The organism is Micromonospora sp. NPDC047187 (genome assembly GCF_040643355.1).
GTDB classification, from domain to species: domain Bacteria; phylum Actinomycetota; class Actinomycetes; order Mycobacteriales; family Micromonosporaceae; genus Micromonospora; species Micromonospora salmantinae.
In genome coordinates this window covers 23,510-47,787 of record NZ_JBEYUF010000021.1, presented here as the reverse complement: position 1 = coordinate 47,787, position 24,278 = coordinate 23,510, and the positions used below count along the sequence as shown (strand labels likewise).

The window sequence follows — 24,278 nt, the reverse complement described above, 5'->3', positions numbered from 1 at the left end:
AGACGTGAGGGCGACGCTGATTTGGCAACGCCGCGAGGCTGCCCCATCACTCTGTGTTGCAAAAAGGTGGTCAACTGTTTCTCCTCCGTAACTTTAGTCCGAACGGATGTGGCAGAGACGGCACCTAGTACGCAAGATGGTCACCGTGTCAGCAGGCCGTCATCGCATGCGTTCGAAACTCCACCTAGCCGCCGCCGCCGCAACGGCGGGGGTGCTCGTCGTGACGACGGGCGCGTGGTTCGGCTACCAGGAGTTGATCCAGCCCAGCTGCTCGGGAGAGATCCGACTCGCCGTGGCGGTCGCGTCCGAACTCGCGCCAGCGGTGGACGCCGCCGCGTCCCAGTGGGTCAAGGATGGCGCTGCGGTAGGCCCGACCTGCATCCGCGTCGACGTGTCCGCGTCCGACCCGGTCGACGTGGCGGCCGTGGTGGCGGCCAAGCACGGCGCTGTACTGGCCGGCGTGGGGCAGGCCAGTGGCACCGCCGTCAGCCCGGACGTCTGGGTGCCCGACTCCTCGACCTGGCTGCTGCGGTTGAAGAAGGACGCGACAGCGTTCGCTCCGACCAACGGCCAGTCCATCGCGCGCAGCCCGATCGTCGTCGCGATGCCCGAGCCGATCGCCACCCGACTGGGCTGGCCGGACAAGAAGTTCAACTGGACCGACCTGCTCAAGCAGGTCAACAACACCAGCGCGCCGCTGCGCACCGGGATCGTCGAGCCGACCCGCGACGCGGCGGGCCTGTCCGGTCTGCTCTCGCTGACCGCCGCCGCGAACAGCGCCGGCGGCGACGCCCAGCGCAACACCGTCGGCGCGCTCCGCGCACTGGCCACCGGGCGGTCCTCGCTCCGCAACGACCTGCTGGCCCGCTTCCCCACGGCGAACGACTCGACGTCCATCGCCAGCGGTCTCGGTGCGGCGGCCCTGTCCGAAGAAGACGTGATCGCGTACAACAGCAAGAAGCCGCCGGTGCCGCTCGCCGCGCTCTACATGGAGCCGGCGCCGATGCCGCTGGACTACCCGTACGCGGTGCTGCCCGGCATCGAGCCGAGCAAGGCGTCGGCGGCCAAGGTGCTGTTCGAGCTGCTCACCAGCCCGACCTTCCGTAACCGGCTCGCCGCGCAGTCGCTGCGCGCGCCGGACGGCAACTGGGGCGAGGGTTTCAAGGCGCCGCAGGGTGCTCCGAGCCCGTCCGGCGGCGCGCCGACCGCACCGGCGAACGGCGGCACCGCGGCGGGTGGCCTCGACCCGGCCGCCATCCAGCGGGTCGTCTCCAGCTGGTCGATCGCCACCCAGTCCGGTCGGATGCTCGCCGTCATCGACGTCTCCGGCTCGATGAAGGACCCGGTGCCCAGCGCCAACAACCGCAGCCGGGAGGAGGTCACCGTGGACGCGGCCCGTCGCGGCCTCGGCCTCTTCGACGACTCCTGGTCGATCGGCCTGTGGACCTTCTCCACCCAGCTGGTCGGCAACCGGGACTACCGGGAGCTGGTCCCCATCGGGCCGCTCTCCGGCCAGCGGGCCCAGTTGGAGGGCGCGCTCGCGACCGTCAAGCCCTCCAGCGGCGACACCGGCCTCTACGACACCATGCTGGCCGCGTACCAGGCGGTGCAGGAGAACTGGCAACCCGGCCGGGTCAACTCGATCGTGCTGTTCACCGACGGCAAGAACGAGGACGACAACGGCCTCAACCAGCAGCAGTTGCTCGCCAAGCTCAAGCAGATCGCCGATCCGGAGCGGCCGGTCCAGGTCATCATGATCGGTATCGGCGAGGGCGTCAGCAAGGCAGAGCTGGAGTCGATCACCAAGGTGACCGGTGGCGACGTCTTCGTCACCAAGGACCCGAGCGAGATCGGCAGCATCTTCCTCAGCGCCATCGCACGGCGTCCGCCAGCGCCGCGCTGATCCGACGCTCAGACGTCCAGGGGCCTGCCGTACCGTCGATTCGGTGTGGCAGGCCCCTTTTCGGCCACCAGGTTGTTGAAGAAAAGTGACGGCAATACGTCGGAAGCAATCGGCAGTCATAGTTGTCAAGGCAGGATGTCGACTGTTCCGGCATAGTCGGTCCGCCTCCGGTCCGACCCGTCGGCCGGGGCCATCCTGTACAGAGTGGGAGGGCCGGTGAGCGTGGCGACACTGTTGACCCCCGCCACGTCGGCGGAGCCGGACGGTCGACGCGCCGGGTTGGTGGGGCGCGCCGACGAACGGTCCTACGTCCGGGTCCTGGTGGTGCTGGACACCACAGTTCTCATCATCGCGCTGCTGATCGGGTACGTCGCCCGTTTCGGTGACGACGAACCGACCGGCTCGGAGATCCCGTACGTGCTGGTCGCCCCCGGGCTGGTGTTGGCCTGGTTGATCTCGCTCAAGGCGCTCGGCTGCTACGACGACCGGGTGATCGGCTACGGGGCGGACGAGTACCGGCGGGTCAGCTCCGCCAGCCTGCGCCTGGCCGGGGCGATCGCCATCATCGGCTACATCGCCGACGTCGGCGTCTCCCGGGGCTTCCTGGGCATCTCCTTCGCGGTGGGCACCGTCGGGCTGGAGGTGGCGCGGTTCGCCGCCCGCAAGCGACTGCACCGGGCCCGCTCGGTGGGCGCCGGCTGGTCCCGCAAGGTGCTGGTGGTCGGCGACACCGCCCACGTGTTGGAGTTGGTCCACACGCTGCGCCGTGAGCCGTACGCCGGCTACCAGGTGGTGGGCGCCTGCATCCCCGACGCGCTGCTCGCACCGGTGGCGCAGCGGCTGGGTGACGTGCCGGTGGTGGGGTCGTTCCGGGGTATCCCGGAGGCCGCCACCGCGATCGGCGCGGACACTGTCGCGGTGACCGCCTCCGGTGAGCTGACCGCGACCCGGCTGCGCCGCCTCGGCTGGCAGTTGGAGGGGACCGGCATCGACCTGGTCGTGGCACCCGCGCTGACCGACGTCGCCGGCCCGCGCATCCACACCCGCCCGGTCGCCGGCCTGCCGCTGATCCACGTCGAGGCGCCCGAGTTCCGCGGCGTCCGCAAGCTGGTGAAGGGTTTCGTCGACCGGTCCGTCTCGTCGCTGGCGCTGGCGGTGCTGCTGCCGCTGATCGCGTTCATCGCGCTGGCCATCAAACTGGACAGCCGGGGCCCGGTGCTGTTCCGACAGGTCCGGGTCGGCCGGGGCGGGCAGGAGTTCGGCGTGTTCAAGTTCCGCACCATGGTGGTGAACGCGGACGCGCTGCTCGCCGAGTTGACCGCGCGCAACGAGACCGACGGCCTGATGTTCAAGATGCGCCACGACCCCCGGGTGACCCGCGTCGGCCGGCTGCTGCGCAAGTGGTCACTGGACGAGCTGCCGCAGCTGGTCAACGTGCTGCTGGGGCAGATGAGCCTCGTCGGGCCCCGCCCGCCGCTGCCCTCGGAGGTGGCCCGCTACGACGGTGACGTGGCCCGGCGGCTGCTGGTCAAGCCCGGCATGACCGGCCTGTGGCAGGTCAGTGGCCGCTCCGACCTGAGCTGGGAGGACGGCATCCGGCTCGACCTCTACTACGTGGAGAACTGGTCCCTCGCCGCCGACCTCACCATCCTCTGGAAGACCTTCGGCGCGGTGCTGAACGGCCGCGGGGCGTACTGACCACCGGTCACGGTCACGGTTGCGGGCCAGTCCAGTCCAGGCAGACGACCACCGCGTCGTCGACCAGGTCACCGGCCACGAACGCGCGCAGATCACCGATCAGCGACCGGACGGCGTCCAGGGGTGCCATCGGCCCGGTCCGCCGCAGGAACCGGTCCAGTGCCGTCTCGCCGTAGCGCATGTGCTGACCGGTGGCCTCCACCACCCCGTCGCTGACCACGAAGACCCGGTCGCCGCGCTGCAGCGGGAACGTCTGCTCGTGGTAGTCGGTCGCCTCGAACATGCCCAGCGGGAACTGCGCCTCCAAGGGCTGCTCGGTGACGTCCCCGTCGCGGAGCAGGACCAGTCGGGGCGACCCGGCGTCCACCACTGTCATCACCCCGGAGCGCAGGTCCAACTCCATCAGCAACGCGGAAAGGTGCTGTTCGCCCCGGTACAGGTCGTAGATGGCCTGATCGGCGAGGGCGGCCTGGTCGGCCAGGCTCAGCCCGGCTCGACGCGCGTTGCGCAGCGCGTGGGTGGCCAGCGAGGTGAGCAGGGAGGCCGCCACCCCCTCACCGGTGCCGTTGATGGTGGACAACCAGACCCGTTCCCCGTCGTCGGACCAGTCGAAGCTGTCGCCGCGCACCGTGTACGCCGGCTCCAACTGCCCGGCCAGACTGAACGAGGGACGGATCCGGCTGCGGCCGGGGAGCAGGTCCCACTGCATCTCAGCGGCCAGGGTGAGGCGTTGGGTGCGCCGGGCCGCCAGATAGACGTCGGTGCCGGCGGAGACCGCCGCCACCTCGTGGGCGAGCGCGGTGGCGATCTCGGCCAGCGCGGCGACGACGTCCCGGTCGTCCGCGACGGGTGACAGGCGCAGCACCCCTCGACGCTCGCCGCGCATGGTGACCGGGAACCAGGCGGTGCCGTCGACCAGTATCGGCGACTGGTGGTCGAAGGCGCGCCAGGCCGGGTGCCCGGGGCTCGTGATCGAGTCGTCGTCGCCGAGTGGCAACAGCTCCGCGAGCCGGTAGTCGACCTGGAAGAGCTCGACGTCGGTGATCCCGTACGACTGGGCGAGTACGTCCCCGATCCCACCGACGAGCCGGTCAGCTGGTGTCTCGTTCAGGGCACGTCGTGCCCGATTGACCGGTTCGCTCATCGTCAGTCCTTACTGAAAGCTCGACCACCAGGAGGTTCGGAGTACTCTCGGGCCACCATGGCCGAACTGAACCGTCCGACGGACCCTGAGACGAGTATGGCTGCCGCGCTGGATGTGGCGGCCGCTGCCCTGCTGGGCATCTGGGAGTCTGCCCGGGAGGGGACCGCGAACCGCGTGTCCGGTGCCCAGTTGCGGGCGGTGATGGTGGTGGAGCAGTACGACGGGATCAACCTGCGTCGGCTCGCCACCCGACTCGACATGTTGCTCAGCTCCGCCAGCCGCCTCTGCGACCGGCTGGTCGCCGCCGGCATGCTGGAACGCGAGCCTGGCCGCTTCGACCGGCGGGAGATCTCGCTGCACCTCACCCCGGAGGCCCGCCGGCTCGTCGCCGAGCTGCGGGCCGACCGCCAGGGCCAACTCGCCGCCGTGCTGGCCGGGATGAGCCAGGAGGGCCGCGACGCGCTGCTGCGCGGGATGCGGGAGTTCGACGAGACCGCCCGCCGCCAGCAGGCGCAGCACGCGCCGGCGTCGGATGAGTCGACGGGCCAGGGGGACTGGCCGGACGACCCGGACCGGCCCGGTGGGCGGCCGGAGGACTGGTCGGGCGATTCGGGTCCGCAGACCCGAACGGGGTGGACGGGTTCGTCGGGCGGTCTGGAACGATCGGTCGGCACCACCAGGGAATGGCCGGCCGGCGGCCCGCCGGTGGCGCGTACCGCCTGATCAAGCCGGCCGGGCGGTCGCCCGTCGGTCATGCCGAGGCGCCCACGGCCAGCATCGCGATGTCGTCGTGGGCCTGCCCGCCCAGCCAGTCGTCGACCGCGCGGAGCACCTGGTCGATCAGCGCCGCCGGCGGTTGCCCGGCCGCCGCCACGAGCGCGGCCCGCAGCCGGGCCTCGCCGAACATCGCCGTGTCGCGCGGTCCGCGCGCCTCGGTCACCCCATCGGTGTACGCGAGCAGCAGATCGCCGGGATCGAGGTGCACCCGGGTCTCGGCGAACCGTGCGGCCGTCAGCGCCCCCACCGGCATGCCACCGACCGGGACCGGGGTGACAGTGCCGTCCGCGGTGACCAGCAGTGGCGCCGGGTGACCCCCGCCGGCGATGCGGAGGTCCAGCCCGGCCGGCCCCCGGTCCAGGGAACCGAGCAACAGGGTGGTGAACTGGTTGCGCCGTGCCGCGTCCGGCGCGTCGAACAGTGCCTGGTTGAGCAGGTGGATCAGCTCCAGCGGGCGTTGCTCGACGAGCCGCAGCGTCTGCAACGACTGGCGGACCCGGCCGGTCAGCACCGCCGCGCCCACGCCCTTGCCGCACACGTCGCCGAGCGCGAACAGGGCGCCGCGCGGGTGCGGAAACACCTCGTAGAAGTCGCCGCCGATGCGCAGGGTGTCGCCCGCTGCCCGGTAGCCGCCGGCCAGGCTCACGCCGGGCACGACGGGCAGCTCGGGCGGGAGCAGACTGGTTTGCAGCACCCGGGCCAGGTGGGCCTGCTCGCCGTGCAGGTCGGCGGTGGCCAGCGCGGCACCCGCGCGGGCGGCGAACTCCCGGGCCAGCTCCACGTCGCGTCTGTCGAAGCCGGCCCGCCCGGACCGACGGATGAGCAGCAGCGCGCCGGCCGATTCGCTGGCGCTGAGCAGCGGGCTGACCAGCGCCATGGCCGGTGGGCCGAACTCGGGCGGCAGCAGGTCGGCCAGGTCGGCGAGCGGGGCGTCCGGCCAGGGGCCCGGCTCGGCCCGGTCGCCGGCCAGCGCTTCGGCCAGCCCGGGCACGGAGCTGGTCAGCGCGGGGCCGGCCAGCCCGGTGATCGGGGCGGGTTCGCCGGCGGCGTACCGGATCCATCGGGGGTGCGGCTCGGCCGGCGCGGTCGGTCGGGGCAGTGCCACGGCGACGTCGGCCAGGTAGGGAACGGCGAGCGTGGTGGTGGCCAGGAGGACCTGGTCCCGGTGCAGGGCCAGCGCCAGCCGACTGCCGGCCTGGGCGAGGAAAGCGGTGCGGGAGCGTTCGGCGAGCAGGGCGTCGGCGCGGGCGTGCTCCTCGGTGACGTCGCGGACGTACCACGCCCACCGGGAGCCGGCGAGTTGCCGTCGGACGCCGCGCAGTCGCCGGCCGTGGTGGTCGGCGTCGAAGCGGTCAGCGCCGGTGGCGACCGCGCGGGCCAGGGCTGCCACCGAGCAACCGGCCAGCTCGGTGCCGGCGTCGATCTCCGGGATCAGCTCGGCCGCCATGGCGTTGACCAGGGTGACCCGACCGGTCCCGTCCGTTGTCAGCACGGCCTCGGCGAGACCGTCGAGCAGCTCCCGGGCCAACCGTTCGTCGGCTGGCAACGGGGTGCCGCCGGGTTGTTGGGTCGTGGTCACCGCCGGACGCCGGCTCGCGTCTGACGACGTGTGCGCATGCTGCTTCTCGACTCCTCACCCGGGATCGTTGCCTGAGAGCAAGGGTACCGATTCTCTCCGACAGCGGCGCACGGCGTGGGGTGGCGATCAGCCGGCGCGGGCCAGCCAGCCGGCGGGCTGGGCGACGATCCGGCGGGCCACCGAGCCGGCGGCGCCTACCGCGGCGGCCTCCGCGCCGAGCGTCGACGGGCGGACCGTGACCGGGGACCAGGCCGCGGTGAGCACCCGGGCACCGATCTCGGCGAGGACCGGGGGGCACAGCCAGGGTGCGAGCGCCGCGTAACCGCCACCGAGCACCACGGTGTCCAGGTCGAGCAGATTGACGACGCCGGCCACCGCGACGCCGAGCGCCGTTCCGGCGTCGTGCAGCGCCCGCAGCGCGTCGGCGTCGCCGGCCTCGGCCAACTCGGCCAGCCGGGCCGTCGCGGTGTCCGCCGGAAGCTCCGCCCGAGCCAGCCCGGCGGCGGCCACGATCGCCTCCTGGCCGGCGTACTGCTCCAGGCAGCCCTGCCCGCCGCAGCGGCACGGACGGCCCTCGGGGTGCACCGGAAGGTGCCCGATCTCGCCGCTCCACCCGCGTACGCCGCGAAACAGCGCGCCGTCCAGCACGATGCCCGCGCCGATGCCCACCTCGCCGGAGATGTGCAGGAAGCTGGACGTGCCGGTTGGCTGCGAGTGCAGCTCGCCGAGCGCCGCGAGGTTGGCCTCGTTGTCGACCACCAGTGCGGGGATGCCGGGCACCTGCTCGATCAGCGGGGGGTGCTCGGCGAGCAGCGCGGGCACCGGCACGTCACGCCAGCCGAGGTTCGGCGCGAGCCGGACCAGCCCGGCGTCGTCCACCAGGCCGGGCACCGCGAGCGCGGCCCCGACCAGGGTGAGGCCGCGCCGGGCGGCGTCCTCGCGGGCTGCCCCGGCCATCTCGACCAGGCGGGCCAGCGCGTCGGCGGGGGCCACCGGGCGCAGGTCGGCACGGTGGACGGTGCGGTGCCGGACCTGGCCGGCGAGGTCCACCACGCAGACCGCCAGGTAGTCCACGTTGACCTCCAGGCCGAGCCCGGCCGGCCCCTGATCGGCCAGGACCAGCCCGCGCGCCGGGCGGCCGGCGCCCGAGCGGGGCGCGGGATCGGACTCACTGACCAGCCGGCCGGCGAGCAGGTCCTCGACCACCGCGGACACGGTGGCTCTGGTCAGGCCGGTCGCGGTCGCCAGGTCGGCCCGGGAGGGAGGTCGGTCGGCCGTGGCGATCCGGCCGAGGACCAGGGCGAGGTTGAGCTCGCGCAGGCTGCCCTGACGGACTGCACCGGCCGGGGCGTGGGTGAGGCTCACCCCTTGACAGTGCCATAGGGTGGGCAAATAATTCAATCGCTGAACAAATAGCGGACAACACCACCCCGGAGGTCGCTCATGGCACCCCGTCCCACCCCCGCCGACAAGTTCTCCTTCGGGCTCTGGACCGTGGGCTGGCAGGCCCGCGACCCGTTCGGTGACGCCACCCGTCCGGAGCTCGACGCGGTCGAGGCAGTGCACCGGCTCGCCGAGCTGGGCGCGTACGGCATCACCTTCCACGACGACGACCTGATCCCGTTCGGCGTCGACGCGGCCACCCGGGACCAACACATCGCCCGGTTCCGCAAGGCCCTCGACGAGACCGGCCTGGTGGTGCCGATGGTCACCACCAACCTCTTCACCCACCCGATCTTCAAGGACGGCGGCTTCACCAGCAACGACCGCGACGTCCGCCGGTACGCGCTGCGCAAGGTGCTGCGTCAGGTCGACCTGGCCGCCGAGTTGGGTGCCAGCACCTTCGTCATGTGGGGTGGCCGCGAGGGCTCCGAGTACGACCTCGCCAAGGACGTCCGCGCCGCCCTGGACCGCTACCGCGAGGCCGTGGACCTGCTCACCCAGTACTCCATCGACAAGGGCTACAACCTGCGGTTCGCCCTGGAGCCCAAGCCCAACGAGCCGCGCGGCGACATCCTGCTGCCGACCATCGGGCACGCGCTCGGCTTCATCTCCCAGCTGGCCCACCCGGAGCTGGTCGGCCTCAACCCGGAGGTCGGCCACGAGCAGATGGCCGGGCTCAACTACGCCCACGGCATCGCCCAGGCGCTCTGGCAGGGCAAGCTGTTCCACCTGGACCTCAACGGCCAGCGCGGCATCAAGTACGACCAGGACCTGGTCTTCGGCCACGGTGACCTGATGAACGCGTTCGCCCTGGTGGACCTCCTGGAGAACGGCGGCCCCAACGGCGGGCCGGCCTACGACGGCCCCCGGCACTTCGACTACAAGCCGTCCCGCACCGAGGACATGGACGGTGTCTGGGCCTCCGCGGCGGCCAACATGAGCACCTACCTGCTGCTCAAGGAGCGGGCAGCGGCGTTCCGCGCCGACCCCGAGGTGGTCGAGGCGCTCGCCGCCAGCAAGGTCGGCGAGCTGAGCACGCCGACGCTCGGCGACGGCGAGGGCTACGAGGAGCTCCTGGCCGACCGGTCCGCGTTCGAGGACGTCGACGTCGACGCCGTGGCCGCCCGGGGCTTCGCCTTCGTCCGGCTCAACCAGCTCGCCGTCGAGCACCTGCTCGGCGCCCGCTGAGGCCCCGCCATGCCGTTGGTCGCAGGCGTTGACTCGTCCACCCAGTCCTGCAAGGTGGTGATCCGGGACGCGGAGACAGGCGCCCTGCTCCGGCAGGGCCGGGCACCGCACCCGGACGGCACTGAGGTCGACCCGGAAGCCTGGTGGCAGGCGCTACGTAGCGCCGCCGACCAGGCCGGCGGGTTGGCCGACGTGGCGGCGATCTCCGTCGCCGGCCAGCAGCACGGCATGGTGTGTCTCGACGAGGACGGCCGGGTGGTCCGCCCGGCGCTGCTGTGGAACGACACCCGATCCGCCGACGCCGCCGCCGACCTCATCGAGGAGGCCGGCGGCGGCTCGGCCGGGAGTCGGTTCTGGGCCGAGGCCACCGGCAGCGTTCCGGTGGCCAGCTTCACCCTCACCAAGCTGCGCTGGCTGGCCACGCACGAGCCGGAGCGGGCAGCCCAGGTGGCGGCCGTCTGCCTGCCGCACGACTGGCTGACCTGGCGGCTGGCCGGCGCACCGGGGCTTGACGCGCTGCGTACCGACCGGGGTGATGCCAGCGGTACCAGCTACTGGTCGCCGGCCACCGGGCAATACCGACTGGACCTGCTGGAGCGCGGCTTCGGCCGGCGGTTGGTGCTGCCCGAGGTGCTCGGTCCGGCCGATTCGGCGGGAAAGCTGTCCGACGTACTGGGTGGGCCGGGCGGCGCGCTGCTCGGCGCGGGCACCGGGGACAACGCGGCCGCCGCGCTGGGCGTCGGCGCCGGCCCGGGTGACGTGATCGTCTCGATCGGCACCTCCGGCACCGTGTTCAGCGTCGCCGACGTGCCCGCCGCTGACGAGAGCGGCACCGTCGCGGGCTTCGCCGACGCGTCCGGCCGTTTCCTGCCCCTGGTCGCCACGCTCAACGCGGCCCGGGTGCTGGACGCCGCCGCCGCGATGCTCGGCGTCAACCTGGACGAGCTGGCCGAGCTGGCGCTCTCCGCGCCGGCCGGGGCGGACGGACTGGTCATGGTGCCCTACCTGGAGGGTGAGCGGACGCCGAACCGACCGCTCGCCACCGGTGCGGTGCACGGCCTGACCCTGCGCACGTCGACCCCCGCGCACCTGGCGCGGGCCGCCGTGGAGGGCATGCTCTGCGCGCTCGCCGACGGGCTGGACGCGTTGACCGCACAGGGTGCCACCGCCCGCCGGGTCATCCTGGTCGGCGGCGGGGCCCGGTCGGCCGCGGTGCGTCAGATCGCCCCGCAGGTCTTCGGCTGCCCGGTCGTCGTCCCGCCAGCCGGGGAGTACGTCGCCGACGGCGCCGCCCGCCAGGCCGCCTGGGTCGCCCTGGGCGGCGCCGCGCCGCCCGTCTGGGCGGTCGAGGGCACCGAGGAGTACGCGGCGGCGGCCGTCCCCGCCGTGCGGGACCAGTACGCCGCGGCGCGCGGATTGGTGCTCGACCGGCGCTGACAGTCGGGATCGACGCGGATGGGTGCCGGTCGACGGTGACCGGCACCCACCCGCGTGACGACCTCCTTCACGCGGTCTGGTTGGCTGCCGGTCATGACGGTGACCAGTGGCGGGCCCGGCCTGCGCCCGCACGGTCGGGGCGGTGGGCCGGCGCACCGGTTGTACAGCGTCGTGGTGTTCGTGCTGCTCGCCTCGCTGGACAACGTGGCGATCGGGCTGGTCCCCCCGCTGTACGGCCCGATCTCGGACGCGTTCGACGTGTCCGGGCGGCTGCTCGGCGTGGTCACCGCGGTCAGCTTCCTGGTCAGCGCGGTCGCGGCGGTCGGCTGGGCGTACGTCGGGGACCACACCAACCGCAAACCGCTGCTCATGGTGGGCACGCTGCTCTGGGTAGCCGGCACCGGCGGTAGCGCGCTCGCCGGCGGCTACCTGACGTTCCTGGCCGCGCAACTGGTCGCGGCGGTCGGCCTCGGCGCGGTCGGCTCGGTGGGCTTCTCCGTGGTCACCGACCTGATCTCGCCGACTCGGCGCGGGCTGGTGATGAGCTTCTGGGGGCTCTCCCAGGGGGTCGGCACCCTCGCGGGCACCCTCGTCGGCGGGCTGCTCGGGGCTGCCGACTGGCGGCGGCCGTTCCTGCTGTTGACCGGCGTCGGCCTGGTCGCCACGCTGGCCTACCTGTTCACGTACGACGTCCGGCGTGGCCAGAGCGAGCCGGAACTGGCCGGCAGGTTGGACGCCGGCGCCGAGTACGACTACCGGATCAGTCGCGCCGACCTGCCGCGCATCCTGGCCCGGCGGACCAACCGGTGGCTGATCCTGCAGGGTCTGACCGCGCAGGCCGCGTTCGGCTCGCTGGTCTGGCTGCCGGTGCTCTTCGCCGAACGGGCCGAGGCCCAGGGCTACTCCACGTCGACAGCGGTGGTGGTGGGCAGCGTCTTCGCCACCCTGTTCCAGCTCGGTGGGGTGCTTTCCATAGTGGGCGGGTTGATCGGTGACGCCGTGCAACGTCGTACCCCGCGAGGGCGGGCACTCGTCGCCTCGATCGGCATCCTCGCCGCGCTGCCGTTCTACCTGGTGTTGTTCTTCGTACCGGTGACCATCGACGTGCCGGACGGCGCGAGCGGCGGCGCGGTGGTGGGTGCGGTACTGGCCAGTGTGTTCACCGAGCCGTCGGTCGGGCTGAGCCTGCTCACCGCCATCGTGGCGCTCGCGTTGACGTCGGCCAACTCGCCGAACTGGTTCGCGTTGATCGCCGACGTCAACCCGCCGGAGCACCGGGGCACTGTCTACAGCCTGGGCAACCTGGTCAACGGGGTCGGTCGCGCCGCCGGCAACGGGCTGGTCGGGGTGGCCTTCCAGGCACTGCGAGCGGCATTCCCGCCACCGCTGAACTTCGCCGTCGGGCTGGCCGCTTTCCAGCTCTTCTTCATCCCGACCGGCGTCATGTACTGGCTGGCCTCGCGAACCTCACCAGCGGACATCGACAACGTGCACGACCTGCTACACACCCGAGCCAACCGCCTCTAACCCCACCCCGCGCGCCCCGCGATCTTGCGCTTACTGTCCCGACAGAAGCGACATCGGACCCATACCGACAACCGAAACTGCAAGATCGGCGCGGCGGGTGCGGGGCGGTCCACGCCGACCGGCCCGCCCGCGAGTACCGCGGGACGGGCCGGTGAGCGTTCGGTCAGCCGCGCAGCCAGACGGTGACGTCGGCCGGGACCGCGCCGTTGTCGTCCAGGGGCGCGCTGGCGGCGAGCACCTCGGCGCCGGCCGGCATCGGCACCGGGACGGCACCGAAGTTGGTCAGCACGGTCAGCTCACCGTTGCGGAAGCTCAGCACCTCGTCGCCGGAGGACAACCACTCCAGGGTGCCGCGACCCAGCCCGTGGGCACGGCGCAACCGAAGCGCCGTGCGATACAGCTCGTAGGTCGAGCCGGGCACGTCGCGTTGGCGGTCCAGCGCGTACTCCGCCCAGAGCGCGGGCTGCGGCAACCAGCTCGCGTCGGTCGGCCCGAAGCCGTACGACGGGGCGTCGGCCTCCCACGGGATTGGCACCCGGCAGCCGTCCCGGCCGCGTTGGGTGTGCCCGCTGCGCGTCCAGGTCGGGTCCTGCCGGGCCTCGTCGGGCAGGGTGGTGTGCTCGGGCAGCCCCAGCTCCTCACCCTGATAGAGGTACGCCGAGCCGGGCAGCGCCAGCATCAGCAGGGTGGCCGCCCGGGCCCGGCGCAGACCGAGTGCGGCGTCCGGCTGCGGGTCGCCGATGCCGATGCCGTTGGGGCGCACGGTGCCGACCGGCAGGCCGAGCCGGGAGGCGTGCCGCACCACGTCGTGGTTGGACAGCACCCAGGTGGTCGGCGCGCCGACCGAGTCGGTCGCCTCCAACGAACGGGTGATCACCGCGTACTGGGCCGGTGCGCTCCACGCGGCGAGCAGGTACTCGAAGTTGAACGCCTGGTGCATCTCGTCCGGGCGGACGTAGCGGGCCAGCCGCTCGGCCGGTTCCACCCAGGCCTCGGCGACCAGCACCCGCTCGCCGGGGTAGCTGTCCAGCACCTGCCGCCACTGCCGGTAGATCTCGTGCACGCCGTCCTGGTCCCACATCGGCGGGCGGGGCTTGTCGATCTCGTTGCCGGAGAGGATCTCCTGCGGCTCCTGCCAGTCGGCCAGGTCGGCCTGCTTGATGAGGCCGTGTGCCACGTCGACCCGGAAGCCGTCCACGCCGCGGTCCAACCAGAAGCGCAGCACGTCCAGGAACTCCGCGTGCACCTCCGGGTTGTCCCAGTTGAGGTCCGGCTGCCCGGTGTCGAACAGGTGCAGGTACCACTGGCCGGGCTGTCCGTCGGCGTCGACCGTCCGGGTCCAGGCCGGACCACCGAAGACGCTCTGCCAGTCGTTCGGCGGCTGGTCGCCGGCCGGGCCACTGCCGTCCCGGAAGATGTAGCGCGACCGTTCCGCGCTGCCGGGCGCGGCCGGCAGCGCGGCCTGGAACCAGCGATGCGCCGAGGAGGTGTGGTTCGGGACCAGGTCGACGATCACCCGCAGGTTGCGGGCCCGGGCCTCGGCGATCAGCTTGTCCGCGTCGGCGAGGGTGCCGAACAGCGGGTCGATGTCGCGGTAGTCGGCCACGTCGTAGCCGGCGTCGGCCTGCGGCGAGGGGTAGAAGGGGGAGAGCCACACCGCGTCCACGCCCAGCTCGACCAGGTGGTCGAGGCGGGCGGTGATGCCGGGCAGGTCACCGATTCCGTCCCCGTCCGAGTCGGCGAACGAGCGGGGGTAGATCTGGTAGATGGAGGCCTCGGTCCACCAGCCGGTGGTCTGGTGAACGGAGGGGGTCTGCTGCGTCGGGTCGGTGTTCAGGGTCGTCTCCCGTGTTGCGGTGTTTGGGTTTCAGTGTGCCCGGGGCGGTGCTGTCGAGTCCCGGACCACCAACCGAGTGGGCAGGACCATCGGAGTGTCGCAACCGGCGTCCCGCTGACTGACGATGGGGCCCGGCGGCCGGGCCCCGAGCGGGTCGAGCAGCATCTGGGCGGCCAGCCGGCCCTGCTCGGCGGCGGGCTGGGCGACGGTGCTGAGCCCGAGCACACCGGCCAGGTCGTGGTCGTCGATGCCGACCACGCTGACGTCCTGCGGCACCCGCAGTCCGACGTCGCGCAGGGCGGTCAAAGCGCCCATCGCCATCTCGTCGCAGGCGGCGACGATCGCTGTCGGTGGCTCGCCGCGGGCCAGCAGCTCGGCGGTGGCCCGGTTGCCGCCGTCGATGGTGAAGGTGGACTCGATGTCCAGGGTCGGGTCGGGTCGCAGCCCGGCGGAGCGCAGTGCCGCCTGGTAACCCCGGCGTCGGTCGAGGTGGGTGGTGAAGGCCAACTCGTCGTCCGGGTCGCCGGAGATGTGGGCGATCCGGTGATGGCCGAGGTCGATCAGATGCTTGGTCGCGGCCCGCGCGGCCGCCACGTCGTCGATCCGTACGCACGGCCAGTTGGGCACCCTGCTGCCCGAGCTGATGGTGACGCCGGGCAGTTCCAGCGTGGCCAGCGCGGTCAGGTCGGCCGGGCGCAGCGGCGTGGCGACCAGCATCATGGCGTCCACCCGCTTGTGCAGGTTGGCCGTCCGCAGGACCCGCTGGCGGACCTGCTCCCGGCCGCCCAGGTTGTAGAGCAGCAGGTCGTAGCCGGACTGGTGGAGGTACTCCTCGACCGCCTCGACGACGGTGCTGAAGAACCAGCGGGTGATCCGGGGGACCACCACCGCGACCGTGCCGGTCCGGCCGCCGGCGAGCCGGGACGCGCTCGGCGAGACCTCGTAGTCGAGTTGCTCGGCGGCGGCGAGTACCCGGCGTCGGGTGGCGGCCGAGACCGTCGGTAGTCCGCGCAGCGCCCGCGAGACGGTGGCCGTGGACACTCCGGCCAGCCGGGCCACATCATCGATCCTCGTCACGGTTTCCCCCGCTCGGTGCCCGGCGCGTCCGCCGCCGCCCGAGGGGCCGGGCGGCGGCGGACGCGCGGGTCAGCCCTTGACGCTGCCGGCGAGCAGACCTCGCACGAAGAAGCGCTGCAGGGACAGGAACACGATGAGCGGTACGACGATGCTGACGAACGCGCCGGCGGTCAGGCGCTGCCACTCGTTGCCGCGGGTGCCGGCCATCTCGGCGAGTTGGACGGTGAGCGGGGCGGTCTCATCGCCGCCACCGGCGAAGATCAATGCGACCAGCAGGTCGTTCCAGACCCAGAGGAACTGGAAGATGCCGAACGCCGCCAGCGCCGGGGTGATCAGCGGCAGCACGATGGTGCGGAAGATCTTCGGGTGGGTGGCCCCGTCGACCCGGGCCGCCTCCATCAGGTCCCCCGGCAGTTGCGAGATGAAGTTGTGCAGCAGGAAGACGGCGAACGGAAGCGCGAAGCAGGTGTGCGCGAACCACACCTGGGCGAACTTCTGCTCGTCGACCAGGTCCCAGGCCGGCATCAGTGTGACGCCGCCGAGGGTGACACCGGTGGAGAAGAACTTGAGCAGCGGCACCAGGGCCATCTGCAACGGCACGATCTGCAACGCGAAGATCGCGATGTAGACCCAGTCCCGGCCGCGGAAGTTGATCCACGCGAGCGCGTACGCGGCGAGGCACGCGAAGGCGAGCGGGAAGAGCACCGACGGGATGGTGATCGCCAGCGAGTTGATGAAGGAACCGGCGAGCTGCCCGGAGGACGACGACCGCCCGAACAGGACCTGCTGGTAGTTCTCCAACGTGAACTGGGGGTTGGTGAAGGCCGTCCACCAGCCGGTGGTCTTGATCTCGTCCTCCGGGCGGAGGGAGGAGACGAGCAGGCCGAAGGTCGGGATGGTCCAGACCACCGCGATGACGATCGAGACGAGCGTCGCGGTTCGGCTGTTCAACCGCTTGCGGACCCGGCCGGCAGTGGTGGTCGGGGTGCCGTCGGTCTTCTGGGTGCCGGCGGCGACGGTGGGCGTTGCGGTGGTCATCTCAGCCCTCCCGCTGCTGACGGAGGTTGCGGATCTGGTAGATCACGACCGGGATGACCAGGATGAAGAGGAAGACCGCGAGCGCGGAACCCTGCCCGTTCTGGCCGTACCGGAACGCCTGGTTGTACATCTCGCTGGCGATCACGCTGGTGTCGTAGTTGCCGTTCGTCGAGGTCCGGACGATGTCGAAGACCTTGAGCGTGGCGATGGTGAGGGTCACCACCACGACGATCAGCGCGGGCCGGATGCTCGGCATGGTGATCTGCCAGAACATCTGCCACGGGCTGACGCCGTCGAGCCGGGCGGCTTCGACGATGTCGCCGGGGATCGCCTTGATCGCTGCGGAGAGCACCACCATGGCGAAACCGGCCTGGATCCAGACCATGATGACGATCAGCAGCAGCGTGTTCAGTGGCGATTCGAGCAGCCACTGCTTGGGCTCACCGCCGAGGCTGACCACGATCTGGTTGAGCAGACCGATCTGATCGCCGTCGCCCCGGTAGGCGTAGACGAACTTCCAGATGATGCTGGCGCCGACGAAGGAGATGGCCATCGGCAGGAAGATCAGTGACTTGGCCACCGCCTCGAACCGGGCCTTGTCCACCAGTACGGCGTAGATCAGGCCGAACCCGGTCGCCACCAGCGGGACCAGGAGCACCCAGACCAGGGTGTTGATCAGGACCCGGAAGATCGAGTCGTCGGAGAACATCCAGCCGTAGTTGCGCAACCCCACCCAGTTGGTGCTGGTCCCATCCATCAGGGAGAGCAGCGTGGTGCGGATGGCCGGTACGACCAGGCCGATGACGAGCAGCAGCAGCGTCGGCAGCAGGAAGAAGAACGCGAAGAGCCCTTCCCTCTGCTTGCGTCGGCGGGGCAGCGGGCCCCCGCCTACGGAGGCAGCGATGAGCTGCGCCTCCCGCCGGCGGGCGAACCAGGCCGGCACCACGTCGAGCAGCAGTAGGAGACCACCCACCACCAGCACGAAGGCGACCAGCCCGTACATCAGCATGAGGAGCTTCGGCTGCTGATCGGCGAAGTCGAACTCCATCAACCCTCCCTTCCGGGTCCACCTCGGCCGGTGGCCCGGTCCGCGAACGCGGACCGGGCCACCGCCGGGATCACTTAGGCCAGCTGCTCTCGATGCCCTGGAGCACCGGGGCGGTCGCCTTGCCGTTCAGCCACTCGACCATGCCCTTCCAGAACGTCCCCGCGCCGACGGCGGCCGGCATCAGGTCGGATCCGTCGAAGCGGAACGTGCCCGTCTTGTCCTGGAGGATCTGGACGGAGAGCTTGTCGATCGGGCTGGCGACGTTGGCGATGTCCAGCTTGTTGTTCGCCGTGACCCAGTTGCCGAGCTTCGCGCGGCTGTTCACGTACTCGGCGGAGACCAGGTAGGTCTGCACCGCCTGGACCTCGGGACGGTCGGCGTAGCCGACGACGAACTCGCCAGCGCCCAGCACCGGCTTGCCCTTGGCCGGGTCGATGGCCGGGAGGTAGAAGGCGAACGCGTCGCCGTCCTCGGCCACCTTGGTGCCCTCGGGGAACTGGTTGGCGTAGAACGACGCCTGTCGGTGCATCGCGCACTTGCCGGTGGTCACCGGCAGGCCCGCCTCCTGGAAGGCGGTGGTGGTGATGCTCTTGACGCCGCCGAAGCCGCCGTTCATGTACTTGTCGTTCTTGAGGATGCTGCCGGCGCGGTCAACCGCGTCGACGACCTTCGGGTCGTTGAACGGGATGGCGTGGGTGGTCCACTGGTCGTAGACCTCGGGGCCGCCCGTCCGCAGCAGCACGTCCTCGATCCAGTCGGTGGCCGGCCAGCCGGTGGCGTCACCGGACTCGACGCCCGCGCACCACGGCTTCGTGCCGCTGGCGGCGATCTTGTCGCTCAGGGCGATGAGCTGGTCCCAGGTGGTCGGGACCTCCCAGCCCTTCTCCTTGAACGTCCTCGGCGAGTACCAGACGAAGGACTTCACGTTGGCGCCGAGCGGCACGCCGTAGAGCGTCCCGTTGACGGTGCCGTACTTCAGCCAGTCGGCCGGCATGTTCTGCTCGGCGAGGGCCTTGGTGTCGGCGCTCAGGTTCTTCAGCTTGCCGGCGTCCGCGAAGCGCTTCACCAGGCCCGGCTGCGGCACGAAGGCGATGTCGGGCGCGTTGCCACCGTCGACCCGGACGGGGAGCTGCGCCTCGAACTCGCCGCTGCCCTCGTAGTCGATCTCGATGCCGGTGCAGTCGGTGAACTGCGACCACGACCGCTCCAGCAGGTCGGCCTCGGCGTCACGGATGGACGCGTAGATGGAGACCTTCTTGCCGTCGTGGCCCTCGTACTTGTCGTATGCGGCGCACTCCGCGGAGCCCGCGTTGTTGCTCTTCTTGTCGTCGCCGGTACCGCAGGCGGTGGCGCTGAGCGCCAGCCCGAGTACACCGGCGATCACGAAGGCCTGGCGTGGTCTGGTAAAGACCGCCATGCCGTCCTCCTTCCTAGCCGGCGCGGTCGTGCTGGTGACCCGTCGCCGGTCCGATTGGGCGTGCACACATGTAAGCGCTTGCATCCGGCCCGGGTCCACCCCCTGTCAGACACGAGCGAGTAACAATCCGGAAACCTGCGGGCTGCCCTGGTGGGCGCGCTCCCCCGGGACAAGCTGGGGACTCTTTCGAAGAGTGACGATATCTGTCAGGCTGAGGGCACCGGATCGAAGGTTTTCGACATAGGAGGAGCTGTATGCGAAAGCGGTGGATCAGCCTGCTGGTGACGGGTCTCTTCGTCGGGGGAGCGCTGGTGCCGGCGACCCCGGCGATGGCCGCGCCGACCTTCAAGGTGCCGTTCCCGTGCGGCCAGTCCTGGTCCGGGCAGACCCGGTCGGACCACAGCCCGGCGTACGCCGTCGACTTCAACCGCACCAACGATCAGGGCGACCCGGTGGTGGCGAGCGCCCCCGGCACCGTCGACCGGGTGACCGACCTCGGCGGCACCAGCTACGGCAAATACGTCAGAATCAACCACGGGGGCGGTTACAGCACCTACTACGCGCACCTCAACGGCTTCAACGTCTCGGTCGGGCAGACGGTCGGGTACGGCAAGGTGCTCGGCTGGGTCGGCACCACCGGCGGATCGACCGGCCCCCACCTGCACTACGAGCAGCGCCTCAACGGCGCCGACATCCAGGTCCGCTTCAACGGCACCCTCGCGCTCTACTGGGGCAGCAAGAGCTACACCAGTAACAACGGGTGCTCCTCGGGCAGCGGCAACGGCACCGTCGACACCAGCGGCACGCCACTGACCGTCCGCTCCGGCCCCGGCACCGGGTACGCCTCGGTGGGCACCGTCGCCGACGGCACCCGGGTGACCATCGCCTGCCAGACCAGTGGCACCACTGTCACCGGCACGTACGGCACCAGCTCGATCTGGGACCGGATCGGCTCCGGCCGCTACATCGCCGACGCGTACGTGTACACCGGCTCCGACGGCTACATCCCTGGCGTGCCCCGCTGCTGACCCGGTGACGGCTACGGTCCCCGGCGGGCACCCCCGCCGGGGACCGTGCGGTCAGTTGTTCAGCTGCCAGATCGACAGGTTCAACGCGGCGGCGAAGGTGACCCAGGCCCAGTACGGCAGCAGCAGCGCCGTCGCCACCCGGGACACCCGGGCGAACAGCACCACGGTCAGGCCGATCGCCAGCCACATCAGAACGATCTCGGCGAACGCCAGACCGTACTGCCCGGCGCCGAAGAACAGCGGGGTCCAGATCGCGTTGAGCACGAGTTGGGCCGTCCAGGCCCAGAGGGCAGGGGAGAAGCCGACCCGGCGCCAGACCAGCCAGCCGGCCACCGCGATCAGCGCGTAGAGCAGCGACCAGACCGGGCCGAACAGCCACGACGGCGGGGCCCAGCCGGGCTGCCGCAGGTTCGCGTACTCCTCGGTGGTGCCCTGCACGCCCAGCCCGCCGATCGCGGCCGCCACGAAGACCGCCGCCGCGAAACCGGCGAGGGCCCACCACGCTCGCCGCCCGGAGGTCGCCGGCGCGTCCTGAGATATCTCCATGGTCGAGATATTTCCTCTCGGGGTCGGCTCAAACCGCCGAGCGGGAGGGCGGTTCACCGGGCCGGCCACCCACGAAAAAGCGCCGGGATCGCCACGGCCGGTGCTTCTGTCGGGAGGACGAAGCTCCGGTCGCGGCGACCCCGGCGGGTCCCGTTGTCAAGGCGTATGAGCGCTAATTGAAGATGCTGACACCACCCGGGCCGACCAACAGCCCGACGACGATGAGGACGATGCCCCACAGGATCTGCCGGCGGAACAGCGCGAGGATGCCGGCGACCACGAGTACGACTGCGAGAATCCAGAGAATCAGCTCCATGACCTCTGACTACCCGACTGGCCGATCGGGGAAACCTGGTCGGTGTCGAGTTGATCGCCAACGTGAAAGACGCTGTACGCCTGCTTGATCACCGGGTGCGCGACGTTGCGGACGCGTACCCCGCCGGGGGTCGTGCCGCGCTCGGTGCCGGCGTGCGCGTGCCCGTGCACGGCCAGCGCCGTGGGCGCCGAGTCGATCGCCTGCCCCAACTGGTACGACCCCAGGAACGGGTAGATCTCCAACGGCTCGCCGGCCAGCGTGTCCGGCACCGGCGAGTAGTGGGTGAGCGCGACCAGCATGTCGCAGTCCAGTGAGCGCAGCGCCGCACCGAGACGGTCCGCGCTGTCGGTGGTGGTCCGCACGAAGGCCTTCATCTCCGGCTCGCCGAAGTCACTGGCACACCGCCCGGCGAACCCGCCGCCGAAGCCCTTGACGCCGGCGATGCCGAGCCGGCCACCGGCGCAGTCCAGCACGACGCCGTTGCCCTCGAGCACTGTGATGCCCGCGTCCTCCAGCACCTTGACCACCTGTGGCACCTGGTCGCACTGGTGGTCGTGGTTGCCCAGCACTGTCACCACCGGTACGGCCAACCCACCGAACTCCTCTGCCACGCAGCGCGCCTCGGCCTCGGTGCCGTGCCGGGTCAGGTCCCCGGCCAGCAGCAGCACATCGGCGCACTCCGGCAGTTCCTCCAACGCCGGTCGGAACCGGCCGACCACGTCCTCGTCCAGATGCACGTCGCCCACAGCGGCAATCCGGATCACCATGGAACCTCCCTCAGGGCAGTTGCTCGATCTCCGTGGGCGCTTGGGCGCGGATCACCCCGATGTCGCTGGTGACCGGCACGTCCGGGAAGCGCTCGGACACCCGACGCAGGATCTCCTCCCGCCGGTGCGGACTCTCCACCTCGCCGTAGAGCACGAGGGCGCGTTCCCGTCGAACCACTGTGATCCCCTGTTCGGCGACGGCGGGGTCCTCGACGAGCAACCGTTGGATCTCCGCCTCGACGTACTCGTCAGGTGGCCCGGCGTCGATGTCGCGATGGTGGGTCACGATGTCCCCTCTCCTGGCTGGGTGCCGGCGGCCGGCACCACCTCCAGCCGGTCCAGCAGCACCAGGAACGCCTCGGCGTACGGCGAGTGCTGCGTCTCCTTGCGTACCCGTTCCCAGTCGATCTGCTCCCGCAGCGAGCGGGCCAGCGGGAGCCCGCGGGCGAAGTCGCAGTAGTGCTGGGAGAAGCTGAGCAGTTTGTGCACCATCAGCTGGGTCGCGGACAGCACCGGCATGCGAATCGCGTCCACCGGTCGGATGACCGTGTCGGTGAACGTCTCCTCGGTGACCGGTGTCTCGATCGGCCGGTGGATCAGGTCCACCATCCGGTCGTCGTCGAACACCTTCACCAGCCAGTCCTCCGGTGGACGCTCGGCGACGAAGCCGGCGGCCACCAGGGCTTCCAGTGCCTCTTCCACGTCGGCCTCCCGAATCAGGAAGTCGACGTCGTGATCGCTGGAGTGGCCTCCGTGGGCGTAGACCGCGAAGCTGCCGCCCAGGGCGAACGGAATTTCGGACTGCTTGAGCACGGCGGCGACCTTCTTGAGGGTGTGCACAAGACTCTCGTCTCCGCGCTCAGCCATCTGGTTCCTCCGTCGTCGTGTTGGTGGACCGGCGGTTGGATTTCAAACTCCGGTACCCGGCATTCCGGTCGTCCACACCTGCTGGTGTCTCGGTCGGGCGTCAACAGGGATGAAGCACCACAAACCTCGCGGACCAGGTGCGTGGGTCGGATAACCTGTGGAGAGTGGCCAGATCATCGGGGATGCGACGACGCAAGGCCCGATTGCGCACCGTCGCCCTGATCGGGATCGACGGTTCGGGCAAGACCACTCAGGCACACCGGCTGGCCGACGCGCTGAACGCCGCCGGACGCCCCGCCACCTACCGCCGCAACGCCAGTGGCCGCCGCTGGCTCGGCCGGCTCGCCCAACGCCTCGGCCGGCCGGACGCGCAACGGCTCGTCGGTCGTGACGGCGTGCTGGCCGTGGAGTCGGTGCTGCGCTGGCTGGCCATCGCCATCGCCCTGATCAGCTGTCTGCTCACCGGCCGGACGGCGGTGATGGACCGCTACTCGGCCTGCCAGTACGCGAGCATCCGGGCGCACGGCGGGCAGCGCTGGGAGCGGCTCGCCCGGGCCGGCTACCGGCTGTTCCCGACGCCGCAGGTGACCTTCCTGCTCGCCGTCGACCCGGCGGAGGCGTACCGGCGCATCGAGGAACGCGGCACCGACCACGAGACGATGGGGTGGCTGACCGCCGCCGACACCGCCTACCGGGCACTGCCCGAGTACCCCAGCTTCGTGCTGGTGGACGCGGGCCGCCCGGCCGAGGAGGTGACCGAGCAGATCCAGGCGCACCTGGAGACGTGGTTACCGTCGTCCGCCTCGGGTGGAGAGGACGTCGGCCCGGTGGTGGCTCAGGCCCGCCCGTAGACCGGCACTGTGGCACCACTGGTCGGGGCGGAATCCGCCGACGCGAGGAACCGGATCACCGGCGCGATCTCGGCCGGGGTGACCCAGCGGGAATGGTCGGCGTCGGGCTGGGCCGCCCGGTTCGCCGGAGTGTCGATGACGCTGGGCAGCACTGTGTTGCAGCGCACGTTCTGCGACCGGTACTCGACAGCTACCGCGTTGGCGAAGGCCAGCACCGCCGCCTTGGCCGTCGAGTAGCCGGCCGCGCCGCGGAACGGGGCGACCGCCGCGCGGGCCGAGACGCAGACCACCGCGCCGCCGCCGGACGCCACCAGGTGCGGGAGCGCGGCCTGGGTGACCAGGTAGGTCGGCCGCAGGTTGACGGCGAGCATCCGCTCGAACTCCTCGACCGGGGTCTCGTGCACCAACCCGCCGCTGGCGTACCCCCCGACGAGGTTGACCACCGCGCGCAGCGGCGCCGCCGGTTCGCCGGCCGCGGCCTCGACCGCCTGCGCCGCGCCCGCCGGCTCGCCCAGGTCCGCGACCACGCGGACCAGTCCGGCCGCCGCCGGCTCCGACCCGGGCCGGGTTTTCCGCTCCGGTACGACCACCCGCCAGCCCGACTCGGCGAACGCGGTCACGACCGCCCCGCCAAGCCCCCCGAACCCCCCGGTAACCAACACGCTGCCCAGTCCCATACGCCCCACGCTAGTGCCCCCCACGTCCCTGCGCGCCCCTCCGCCCCCTCCGCCCGCCTCCGCCGATCATGAAGTTGTTGCCGTGACACGCCGATCCGAGTGGCAACAACTTC

General features: G+C 71.3%; 21 protein-coding genes and 1 pseudogene. 8 read left to right on the top strand and 14 right to left on the bottom strand.

The window, feature by feature from the left end:
- Positions 1 to 145 precede the first annotated feature (145 nt).
- Complete coding sequence (locus ABZ794_RS26220) at positions 146 to 1,903, top strand: substrate-binding domain-containing protein (protein WP_210786109.1); 1,758 nt, start codon at positions 146 to 148, stop codon at positions 1,901 to 1,903.
- 282 nt (positions 1,904 to 2,185) lie between these two features.
- On the top strand, positions 2,186 to 3,601 hold the full coding sequence (locus ABZ794_RS26215; RefSeq protein WP_238688616.1) for a sugar transferase: 1,416 nt from the start codon (positions 2,186 to 2,188) through the stop codon (positions 3,599 to 3,601).
- Between the two features lie 13 nt (positions 3,602 to 3,614).
- Here ABZ794_RS26215 and ABZ794_RS26210 read toward each other — a convergent pair whose 3' ends face one another.
- Positions 3,615 to 4,745, bottom strand: coding sequence for a PP2C family protein-serine/threonine phosphatase (locus ABZ794_RS26210; RefSeq protein ID WP_210786111.1), 1,131 nt, complete (start codon positions 4,743 to 4,745; stop codon positions 3,615 to 3,617).
- 57 nt (positions 4,746 to 4,802) lie between these two features.
- Here ABZ794_RS26210 and ABZ794_RS26205 point away from each other — a divergent pair, with 57 nt between their 5' ends.
- On the top strand, positions 4,803 to 5,468 hold the full coding sequence (locus ABZ794_RS26205) for a MarR family transcriptional regulator (protein ID WP_247670114.1): 666 nt from the start codon (positions 4,803 to 4,805) through the stop codon (positions 5,466 to 5,468).
- A 28-nt stretch (positions 5,469 to 5,496) separates the two neighbouring features.
- Here the strand turns inward: ABZ794_RS26205 and ABZ794_RS26200 are convergent, their stop codons facing one another.
- A complete protein-coding gene (locus ABZ794_RS26200; RefSeq protein ID WP_357518025.1) occupies positions 5,497 to 7,101 on the bottom strand; it encodes a PP2C family protein-serine/threonine phosphatase in 1,605 nt (534 codons plus the stop codon).
- Between the two features lie 126 nt (positions 7,102 to 7,227).
- The gene (locus ABZ794_RS26195) at positions 7,228 to 8,466 is read right to left on the bottom strand and encodes an ROK family transcriptional regulator (RefSeq protein WP_238688550.1); all 1,239 of its coding nucleotides are present in this window, start codon (positions 8,464 to 8,466) and stop codon (positions 7,228 to 7,230) included.
- Positions 8,467 to 8,544: 78 nt separating this feature from the next.
- Here ABZ794_RS26195 and xylA point away from each other — a divergent pair, with 78 nt between their 5' ends.
- The 3 genes from xylA to ABZ794_RS26180 all read left to right on the top strand — a co-directional run bounded on the left by xylA (position 8,545) and on the right by ABZ794_RS26180 (position 12,696).
- Positions 8,545 to 9,732: a xylose isomerase gene (gene xylA / locus ABZ794_RS26190; RefSeq protein WP_210784534.1), complete on the top strand. Its 1,188-nt coding sequence runs from the start codon at positions 8,545 to 8,547 to the stop codon at positions 9,730 to 9,732.
- Positions 9,733 to 9,741: 9 nt separating this feature from the next.
- The gene (gene xylB, locus ABZ794_RS26185; RefSeq protein ID WP_238688551.1) at positions 9,742 to 11,169 is read left to right on the top strand and encodes a xylulokinase; all 1,428 of its coding nucleotides are present in this window, start codon (positions 9,742 to 9,744) and stop codon (positions 11,167 to 11,169) included.
- Between the two features lie 93 nt (positions 11,170 to 11,262).
- Positions 11,263 to 12,696, top strand: coding sequence for an MFS transporter (locus ABZ794_RS26180; RefSeq protein ID WP_210784536.1), 1,434 nt, complete (start codon positions 11,263 to 11,265; stop codon positions 12,694 to 12,696).
- A 163-nt stretch (positions 12,697 to 12,859) separates the two neighbouring features.
- Here the strand turns inward: ABZ794_RS26180 and ABZ794_RS26175 are convergent, their stop codons facing one another.
- From ABZ794_RS26175 to ABZ794_RS26155, 5 genes are all read right to left on the bottom strand, one after another.
- Entirely contained in the window at positions 12,860 to 14,533 is a 1,674-nt protein-coding gene (locus tag ABZ794_RS26175; RefSeq protein ID WP_357518069.1) for a glycoside hydrolase family 13 protein, read from the bottom strand.
- A 30-nt stretch (positions 14,534 to 14,563) separates the two neighbouring features.
- A complete protein-coding gene (locus ABZ794_RS26170) occupies positions 14,564 to 15,610 on the bottom strand; it encodes a LacI family DNA-binding transcriptional regulator (RefSeq protein WP_210784537.1) in 1,047 nt (348 codons plus the stop codon).
- Positions 15,611 to 15,679: 69 nt separating this feature from the next.
- Complete coding sequence (locus ABZ794_RS26165) at positions 15,680 to 16,648, bottom strand: carbohydrate ABC transporter permease (RefSeq protein ID WP_210784538.1); 969 nt, start codon at positions 16,646 to 16,648, stop codon at positions 15,680 to 15,682.
- Position 16,649: 1 nt separating this feature from the next.
- Positions 16,650 to 17,696, bottom strand: a complete 1,047-nt coding sequence (locus ABZ794_RS26160) for a sugar ABC transporter permease (protein ID WP_210784539.1) — start codon at positions 17,694 to 17,696, stop codon at positions 16,650 to 16,652.
- Between the two features lie 70 nt (positions 17,697 to 17,766).
- Entirely contained in the window at positions 17,767 to 19,113 is a 1,347-nt protein-coding gene (locus ABZ794_RS26155) for an ABC transporter substrate-binding protein (protein ID WP_238688553.1), read from the bottom strand.
- A 254-nt stretch (positions 19,114 to 19,367) separates the two neighbouring features.
- Between ABZ794_RS26155 and ABZ794_RS26150 the strand changes: the two genes are divergently transcribed.
- Complete coding sequence (locus ABZ794_RS26150) at positions 19,368 to 20,141, top strand: M23 family metallopeptidase (protein WP_238688554.1); 774 nt, start codon at positions 19,368 to 19,370, stop codon at positions 20,139 to 20,141.
- 51 nt (positions 20,142 to 20,192) lie between these two features.
- Here the strand turns inward: ABZ794_RS26150 and ABZ794_RS26145 are convergent, their stop codons facing one another.
- From ABZ794_RS26145 to ABZ794_RS26125, 5 genes and pseudogenes are all read right to left on the bottom strand, one after another.
- Positions 20,193 to 20,687, bottom strand: coding sequence for a TspO/MBR family protein (locus ABZ794_RS26145; protein WP_238688555.1), 495 nt, complete (start codon positions 20,685 to 20,687; stop codon positions 20,193 to 20,195).
- Between the two features lie 172 nt (positions 20,688 to 20,859).
- A complete protein-coding gene (locus ABZ794_RS26140) occupies positions 20,860 to 21,003 on the bottom strand; it encodes a GPGG-motif small membrane protein (RefSeq protein WP_007464364.1) in 144 nt (47 codons plus the stop codon).
- Entirely contained in the window at positions 20,994 to 21,770 is a 777-nt protein-coding gene (locus tag ABZ794_RS26135) for a metallophosphoesterase (protein WP_091405690.1), read from the bottom strand. Before ABZ794_RS26135 ends, ABZ794_RS26140 begins: the two co-directional genes overlap by 10 nt.
- Positions 21,771 to 21,780: 10 nt before the next feature.
- Positions 21,781 to 22,056: a hypothetical protein gene (locus ABZ794_RS26130; protein WP_112676011.1), complete on the bottom strand. Its 276-nt coding sequence runs from the start codon at positions 22,054 to 22,056 to the stop codon at positions 21,781 to 21,783.
- Positions 22,053 to 22,640 (bottom strand): annotated as a pseudogene (locus ABZ794_RS26125) (nucleotidyltransferase); the annotation flags it as partial. The pseudogene ABZ794_RS26125 and the gene ABZ794_RS26130, both read right to left, overlap by 4 nt.
- A 161-nt stretch (positions 22,641 to 22,801) precedes the next feature.
- On the opposite strand from ABZ794_RS26125, the gene ABZ794_RS26120 reads away from it, so the two are divergent.
- Positions 22,802 to 23,488: a thymidylate kinase gene (locus ABZ794_RS26120; protein ID WP_238688556.1), complete on the top strand. Its 687-nt coding sequence runs from the start codon at positions 22,802 to 22,804 to the stop codon at positions 23,486 to 23,488.
- Here the strand turns inward: ABZ794_RS26120 and ABZ794_RS26115 are convergent.
- Positions 23,473 to 24,165, bottom strand: coding sequence for an SDR family NAD(P)-dependent oxidoreductase (locus tag ABZ794_RS26115; protein WP_357518018.1), 693 nt, complete (start codon positions 24,163 to 24,165; stop codon positions 23,473 to 23,475). The two genes, ABZ794_RS26120 and ABZ794_RS26115, sit on opposite strands and share 16 nt — an antisense overlap.
- Between the last annotated feature and the right edge of the window lie 113 nt (positions 24,166 to 24,278).

Bases quoted from the DNA above. Each gene is read 5' to 3' on its own strand.
- ABZ794_RS26210 (WP_210786111.1), bottom strand. From the start codon at position 4,745: ATGAGCGAACCGGTCAATCGGGCACGACGTGCCCTGAACGAGACACCA.
- ABZ794_RS26205 (WP_247670114.1), top strand. From the start codon at position 4,803: ATGGCCGAACTGAACCGTCCGACGGACCCTGAGACGAGTATGGCTGCC.
- xylA (WP_210784534.1), top strand. From the start codon at position 8,545: ATGGCACCCCGTCCCACCCCCGCCGACAAGTTCTCCTTCGGGCTCTGG.
- xylB (WP_238688551.1), top strand. From the start codon at position 9,742: ATGCCGTTGGTCGCAGGCGTTGACTCGTCCACCCAGTCCTGCAAGGTG.
- ABZ794_RS26180 (WP_210784536.1), top strand. From the start codon at position 11,263: ATGACGGTGACCAGTGGCGGGCCCGGCCTGCGCCCGCACGGTCGGGGC.
- ABZ794_RS26165 (WP_210784538.1), bottom strand. From the start codon at position 16,648: ATGACCACCGCAACGCCCACCGTCGCCGCCGGCACCCAGAAGACCGAC.
- ABZ794_RS26160 (WP_210784539.1), bottom strand. From the start codon at position 17,696: ATGGAGTTCGACTTCGCCGATCAGCAGCCGAAGCTCCTCATGCTGATG.
- ABZ794_RS26155 (WP_238688553.1), bottom strand. From the start codon at position 19,113: ATGGCGGTCTTTACCAGACCACGCCAGGCCTTCGTGATCGCCGGTGTA.
- ABZ794_RS26150 (WP_238688554.1), top strand. From the start codon at position 19,368: ATGCGAAAGCGGTGGATCAGCCTGCTGGTGACGGGTCTCTTCGTCGGG.
- ABZ794_RS26145 (WP_238688555.1), bottom strand. From the start codon at position 20,687: ATGGAGATATCTCAGGACGCGCCGGCGACCTCCGGGCGGCGAGCGTGG.
- ABZ794_RS26140 (WP_007464364.1), bottom strand. From the start codon at position 21,003: ATGGAGCTGATTCTCTGGATTCTCGCAGTCGTACTCGTGGTCGCCGGC.
- ABZ794_RS26135 (WP_091405690.1), bottom strand. From the start codon at position 21,770: ATGGTGATCCGGATTGCCGCTGTGGGCGACGTGCATCTGGACGAGGAC.
- ABZ794_RS26115 (WP_357518018.1), bottom strand. From the start codon at position 24,165: ATGGGACTGGGCAGCGTGTTGGTTACCGGGGGGTTCGGGGGGCTTGGC.